This window comes from Bacillus sp. JJ1773, assembly GCF_036962035.1.
Lineage (GTDB): Bacteria > Bacillota > Bacilli > Bacillales > Cytobacillaceae > Cytobacillus.
In genome coordinates this window covers 2,538-9,765 of the sequence record NZ_JBALNX010000132.1, presented here as the reverse complement: position 1 = coordinate 9,765, position 7,228 = coordinate 2,538, and the positions used below count along the sequence as shown (strand labels likewise).

4 protein-coding genes and 2 pseudogenes are annotated in these 7,228 nt (G+C 39.1%); 2 read left to right on the top strand and 4 right to left on the bottom strand.

The window, feature by feature from the left end; genetic code table 11:
• Positions 1-360: 360 nt before the first annotated feature.
• A pseudogene (locus V7127_RS25195) lies at positions 361-972 on the bottom strand (DJ-1/PfpI family protein).
• Between the two features lie 295 nt (positions 973-1,267).
• On the opposite strand from V7127_RS25195, the gene V7127_RS25190 reads away from it, so the two are divergent.
• Positions 1,268-2,734 carry a sugar phosphate nucleotidyltransferase gene (locus tag V7127_RS25190; RefSeq protein WP_335490873.1) on the top strand — a complete coding sequence of 489 codons (1,467 nt, stop codon included), beginning with the start codon at positions 1,268-1,270 and terminating at the stop codon, positions 2,732-2,734.
• 37 nt (positions 2,735-2,771) lie between these two features.
• A complete protein-coding gene (locus tag V7127_RS25185) occupies positions 2,772-3,929 on the top strand; it encodes a glycosyltransferase (protein ID WP_335490871.1) in 1,158 nt (385 codons plus the stop codon).
• Here the strand turns inward: V7127_RS25185 and V7127_RS25180 are convergent.
• From V7127_RS25180 to V7127_RS25170, 3 genes and pseudogenes are all read right to left on the bottom strand, one after another.
• Positions 3,926-5,098 carry a glycosyltransferase family 4 protein gene (locus V7127_RS25180; protein ID WP_335490868.1) on the bottom strand — a complete coding sequence of 391 codons (1,173 nt, stop codon included), beginning with the start codon at positions 5,096-5,098 and terminating at the stop codon, positions 3,926-3,928. The two genes, V7127_RS25185 and V7127_RS25180, sit on opposite strands and share 4 nt — an antisense overlap.
• Before the next feature lie 18 nt (positions 5,099-5,116).
• Positions 5,117-6,226, bottom strand: coding sequence for a glycosyltransferase family 4 protein (locus V7127_RS25175; RefSeq protein ID WP_335490865.1), 1,110 nt, complete (start codon positions 6,224-6,226; stop codon positions 5,117-5,119).
• 401 nt (positions 6,227-6,627) lie between these two features.
• Positions 6,628-7,228, bottom strand: a pseudogene (locus tag V7127_RS25170) (aminoglycoside phosphotransferase family protein); the annotation flags it as partial.

Here is a 7,228-nt window from a genome sequence, read left to right as displayed (position 1 = left end):
ATTTAATGCCTTCTCTTTTTAAATTGCTCTTACCTTTGATAATTCTTCCATTGAATATCCTATATAAACATCTTCCTTATTAAAGAAAAACATATCCATCCCCCCTTAAATATTACCAAAAGAAACTACTGCTTTTTACACTATCCTTCCCCGATTGAACTAATGCACCCGTTAGCTTAAGTACATTTCTTCACAATCTCCATTTCTCTTACTAAGCGTTACTAAAAAATCTGGCCCGTTTGAGGAACAGTGGTAAAAACTATGTCTAGAATGGTATACCGCTTGACTTCCAGTCAAGCGCTCTCTCACGATGGTTACTAAAACTGTCCCAAACATTATTCCATACAAAAACGGAAATTCTTAATTTACGGGTTTTCTCCAAACGACTCCTCTTCGTTCATATTCCATTCGATGTTCAACTGCAGCTGCTATCTCAGCTCCTGAAAACCTCTCAATAATCCATAATCCTAGATCAATTCCTGAAGTAACTCCCCTAGATGTGATTACACTACCTTCATCAACAATTCGATATCCTAAGTAATCAGCTCCATATCTAGGAAGTTCATCTTTCGCCAGATAATGCATAGCAACTCTCTGGTCTTTTAAAATACCTGAAGCAGCCATCAACATGTCACCTGTACAAACCCCTCACACTATCGTACCTTCGTCATGCATAGCCGAAATGATCTGCGTTAACTCCCCCTTCTCCGCCTCCTGTCTCGCACCATGTTGGGCTTTATGGTTCCAGCCACCGCCAGGGATGATTAACAAATCTGGTCTGTTGTCTAAACGTAAAAAATCATGGACCGTCACTTGAACGCCAAAAGATGCGGTGACTTCTTTTTGAGACCCACTTGCGACTAATTCAATCTCGAATAGAGCTCCTGCCTCGATTCCTCGCTTTAAAACTTCATAAGGTGCCAAAGCGACAAGTTCCCCAAATCCTTCAAATAATACAATTTGTATCTTCACCCTCATACTCTCCTTTAAAATCTCAAACATGATAACCCCATTCTACTTTTTTGGACGGGGTTAAAATTAGTTGTTTAATTTTTGATGTGCAAAATTTTTTCGCACTTAAAAATATAACAATAATGTTGTTTAAATCTAAGGGGATAATCCACAATAGCGCCCAATTGTTTAATAAGAAGGCTCTGCCGAACCTTAAAAAGTAAGCTAATTTGATTCGTATGACCATATCACTATTTTATTAGCCCCATAGAATACTAGTACCAGCTTTATATTTACTTAAAAATGGGGTTGAGATATGAAAATTCTATTGCTATCAGGAGGTTCGGGACGAAGACTTTGGCCTTTATCTAATTCAGTTAGGGCCAAGCAGTTTTTAAAGCTACTGCCTACACAGCATGGGAAGCCTGAATCCATGATTCAGCGGGTCTCCGGACAGCTGGATGATGCTGGGCTTCTATCATCAACATTTATTATTACCTATGAGAATCAATTGGAGATAATAAAAAACCAAATAGACACTCAGATTCCCGTCATCTGCGAACCGAGTCAAAGAGGTACATTTCCATCTATTGCTTTAGCTTGTGCGTACCTTCATTCCAATTACTATGCCGGTCCTGAGGAAACCATTTGTGTGGTGCCGGTGGATTCCTATGTGGAACCCCTGTTTTATAAGCTGTTGCAAAGCATTCCGGATATTCTGCATATATCGCAGGCTGAGCTTGCTCTGCTAGGTGCTGTGCCGCAGTTTCCGTCAGACCAGTTTGGATATATCCTCCCTAAGCCGGGTCAAAAAGAGGAAATAGGCTGCCTTCCAATAGATCAATTCATAGAAAAACCAGATACAGAAACAGCCCGGCTGCTGATAGAAAAGAATGCTTTTTGGAATTGCGGTGTATTTGGATTTTCTTTGAATTTTATGATTGAGTATTTAAATAAAATGGGGCTTTCCACTTCTTATAGCCAGCTGCTGAAAAACTATGATCTACTGCCTGAAATCAGCTTTGATTACGAGATCGCTGAGAAAAACAGCAGGTCGATTGTAATTCCCTATTCTGGTTTATGGAAGGACCTCGGAAGCTGGGAGACATTAAGCGGCCAGCTTGAGAGTTCAGTTTCCGGCAAAGGTTCTCTATCAGAGGACTCTAAAAATACACAGATTGTCAATGAACTGTCCATTCCGATTCATGCCATTTCAATCTCTAATAGCATCATAGCTGCCAGCCCGGACGGGATTCTGGTTGCCGATAAGCAGAAGAGCAATGCTATAAAGCATATGGCTGAAACAACCCGGCCTATGTATGAAGAAAAAAGATGGGGCATCTATAAAGTTTTGGATTTTTCTTATACTAGCGAAGGAATGGAGTCCCTTTCCAAGCTGCTTAAAATATTACCTGGCAGAAATATCAGCTACCAGACTCATCAATTCAGACAGGAGACTTGGACAATCATCTCTGGAGAAGGGGAGTTTATTTTGGATGGCCGCCTTGTCTATATTAAAGCAGGAGATGTCCTTCAAATTCCGGTCGGTGCAAAACATGCTGTAAAGGCCATTACACCTCTGGAAATTATAGAAGTCCAATGGGGCGAAAAACTGCAGGAAGAGGATATTATTCGTATTACTGCTTCCTGGGAAGAGACGGTTAAGAATATCATAAAAGAGCGGGAAAGATGGTCTCTATCATCTACTCTACAATGCGTCAAGACTATATGGAAAACGTGTTTGAAAACTATGAAAATCAGGTTTGGGAGGAAAAAGAATTAATCATTATCTTAAATAATGATGAGATGGAGGCGTACAAATGACATATTATCAAGTAGTTTGGAGAGGGCCGGTTCTTGATGCAAGCGGATATGGAATTGCAAGCAGAGAATACGCTCTTGCATTAGACCGTCTTGGTGTTGATCTTATAATTCAGCCGTATACTTGGAATTTCCCCTATGATTTTAGCAATAAAAACAAGAAAAAGAGATTATTGCAGTTAATTGAAAAGCCATTCCAAAAAAACAAACAAAAAATATTAATTTATCATTGTCCGCCTGGAAATATTGATGATATCAAAAAAGAGAGAAAAAATTTTGATCGGATCCTATTTAATACTGTTTGGGAAACAGGAAAGATTCCGAGTCCATGGCTTCCAGTTATTAATGCATGTGATGGGGTATGCGTACCATGCTCTCAAAACATAGATGCCATGATTGAAGGCGGTGTGAATGTTCCTGTGTTTCTGGCTCCTCATGGGGCTGATACACAAGCATTTTACCCTGGAAACAAAAAGCTTTCATTAAAGGAAGCAAAAGGGAAGTTTGTTTTTGTTTCAATTTTTGATTTTCAGCATAGGAAAAATCCTGAAACTTTGCTGAAAGCCTATTGGAGCGAGTTCACTTCTAAAGACAATGTGCTGCTGGTCATAAAAACATATGGCAGCAATCGTAAAAAAATATTAAAGTCTATTTCGCAATATAAAAGAAGTCTTGGGTTTACAAATGAAACTGCCCCTCTGCATGTAATAACGGGCGTTATACCGGAAAAGCAGCTTAAAGGTTTATATACGCTGGGCAATGCATTCATTCTTCCCACTAGGGGAGAAGGGGTAGGTCTCCCATATATGGAGGCATTATCAAGCGGTATCCCAGTCATAGCTACAGGCTGGGGCGGACAAATGGACTTTTTGAATGAACATAATTCCTTTTTACTAGATTACAAGCTGGAGAATCCAAGAAACAGCATGGGCAGCAAAAGTGCCATATCGAGGCTATACCCCCACTTTTTTAAACATGAGGACCATCTGTGGGCTGAAGCCGATCTGGAGGATACAAAAAGACAGATGAGATTGGCTTATGAAAATCCGAATCTGTGTAAACAGAAAGGCCAGCAAGGAAGATTGGATATGCTGAATCTTACCTGGGATAAGGCCGGAATATTATTGAAAAAGGCTATAGAAGAGATTCTTTCTTAAACAGAAAAAATCTCTTCAATATCATTATGGATCTTTTTAGCTATACTTTTCCATGAAAAACGGCTGTTAATATGTTTTTGCCCGCATGCGGCTATCTCCTCCATAAATTTATGTCTGCAGCTGAACTGGTTAAGCTTATCCGCGAAATCCTCTGCCTCAGCATGGATATAGTGCTTGCGGTCAATGAGTTCTAATCCCCGGACACCGCATAAAGTGGAAAACAGGGGAATCCCTGCTGATAAGAATTCCAGCGTTTTCAAATTGACTCCTGCACCGCTAAACATCGGATTGATAGCGATATCAGCTTCAGCAAATAGCTTTAATTTTTTTTTGTGCTGAACCCTGCCCAGTAATTTTAAGTTATTTTTCTTAAGCTCTTGAAAAGGTCTGCAGCATCCGCCTGCAATGATAAAGTCGATATCCCGACATTTATCGGCAAGTTGCTTAATGATAAACTCCACTGCCTGAGTGTTAGGCTGGTAATCTGCTCCAATAAACAGAGCTTTTGACCTTCCGGCAGGCTTCTTTCTGCGCGGAAGCCATTCATCTGGATTGATTCCATTTGGGGCAAGCTTAATTTTTTGAGGATCCAGCCTATAATCTTTAATAAAATCCTCCCTCTCGGCTGCGGATGTGGCATAAATCAAGTCCGCGTGTGAAGTTAATCGCTGTTCTGCTTCATAAAGCCGGGGGAGGTATTCCCGCGCCTTTTCATCCTTCCAAATTTGCTTTGCCAGTGAGTAATCATGATTATGGCTGTTATAAATTCTTGGCTTTTGATCTTTGCTGAAATGCAAGTCATAATCCAGTAAATAAGGGGTTTCATGAATAATGATATCGCTTGATTGGTAGAGCTTCTCAAAATATTTTTTGTATAAGGCAGGATAATTGGCAAGCTCCAAATACATAATTAAAGGAAGTTCATAGCCTGAAGCTGCATTATGAAGCTTCAGGCTTTTTTGCGAGTAGAGAGGATCCCTTTCCGCTTTGTATTCTCTAAAGCTTGAAGAGTATTTGACGACCTTCCCCTTTTTATTGTTTGTTTGGGATAAAAGGGTAATATCATAATAATGGCTTAATTCGTTATAAATATGAAAATACCTCAATGTGCCTCCGCTTGTCGGCGGGAAAACCGTTGGGAAAATATTAAGGACAAGTATTTTTCTCATTATTTCCCCTCCTTTGGATTATTTCCGGATCACACTTCGAAAAACTTTCAGCGTTTCTGCGGCAGTCTTTTTCCAGGAAAAATGCTGTGACCGAAGACTGCTCTTTTCGCTAAGCTGTTTTCTTGTTACAGGATTTAACAGCTCCATCATTTGTAAAGCGATCTCTTCAGGATTTTCAGGATTAAAATAAAGACCCGCGTTGTCTGTGATTTCAGGGATGCTTCCCTTGTTTGAGCAAACGATCGGTGTTTTTGTTTTAAACGCCTCCACCAGGGGAATGCCAAATCCTTCATATAGGGAAGGAAAGACCAAAAAGCTGGAGTTCCAATAAAGAGAAGGCATTTCTTCAGGGGGAACGTATCCCAGAACCCATACCTGTTTTTCTAAAGAACGTTCTCTTATAAATTGCATAACAGATTGATAAACTCCATTGCTTTTATCTGCATAGCCTGTCAGGACAAGCGGTATGGTGGTATTGTATTTTTCCCTCAGGATCAGAATGGCCTTTAGAAGATTCAGATGGTTTTTGTGCGGATTATAGCTTGAAGGATATATGGCGTATTTTTCGGGCAATTGATATTTTTGTTTCACTCCTTTCATTGTGTTCTTCGCTGGTGCTTGATCAAATATGGCTGGTGCATTGAGGTGAATGACATGAATTTTTCTCTCTGGAATGGAGAGCTGACGGGCTATGGCACCCTTGGAAAAATCCGAGACTGTAATGACAGCATCGAACGAAGCCGTATATTGTTCATAATAGCGATTATTCTCTTCTAATCCGCCGGGGACAAAGTCCGGATATTCCGTATGAAGTACATCATGAATCGTTGCCACAGTCGGAACAGGGATACTTGGGAGATACGATCTGTGCAATGGGCAAAACCAAAGGTCCAGCTTGCATTTTTTGATGGCATCATAAACATCAGCAGAATCCATTAACTTCCGGAACTGAATTATTTTTATTTTTTCATGTTGGGGAAAAACGTTTTTCAGCTTCCGCTTAAGAAAAAGGAACAGGGTAAGGTTTTCCCGGCTGTCAGCCATATGGCCAATTAAATGCGTTATATATTGTTCAACCCCTCCAAACCGGTCTTGAGATAGATTGAGGAGATTAATTCCGATTCTCATCCTGCAGGCCTCCTTAGTCTTCAATTGGTGATTTAGAAGATATTTATTAAATAAACTATTATATTCGCCTGCTCAGATTATCATCACAATGAATTTAATATTAGAAAGGAGAGCACCCAAGAGAAGGGATTCATGCTGAAAAATAAGGAACTGTTAAATTTACCCTTTGATTTCAGCACGAGGCACTCAAGCGTTCTGGTTGCCAAAAAGCTATCTGAAAATCTATCTCACTTTGATGCAATACCTTCTAAAAACTTACATAATTGTTTATCTGTTAGTTCGGGTCCACTAAATTCTATTTCAATTTTTTCTTCAACTAACCTGCTTTTTAGTAAAAAAACGTTCCTGCATATAACTGAAATGCACCTATTAGTGCAATATAAAATTCTATTTTAATGACTTTATTTTTCAGTTTCGTAATCATTAAGAATTTTTTTTATAATTCTATATGATTCATCTGCGATTGTTTTGTTAGATTGTTTATTATAATTGTAGGTTACTAAAGCCTTCCATAAAGCCCAACCTCTTGCTCTATTCCAAGTTTCTTCATCAAAATTCAATGCATTCTTAAATGACTTTCTCGTACTATCATCAAAAAAAGTCTAAGCCATTGCAGCATCACAAGATGGGTCTCCTACACCCAATATGCCAAAATCAATAACCGCATACAATTTACCAATTTTAGTTAATATATTCCCTGGTGCTACGTCACCATGAACCCACACTGGTTCTCCAGCCCATTTTGAAGCTAATGCCAATTCCCAAATTTCTCTCAATATATGTTTATTAAAAGAATTTATATTATTAATGGCATCTCTAAACTCTTCATCGTATACAGCAATATCTCCACCTCTATAAAAATTATGTTCCCCAGCTAAGGGACCTCCACTGGTGTCAATTGATTGTAATTCAACTAAAAAATTACCCAAATCAATTGCAAATTGATTTAATTCATCTATATTTTCTAAAGTTAATGTCTCTCCAACCAACCATTTGTTAACA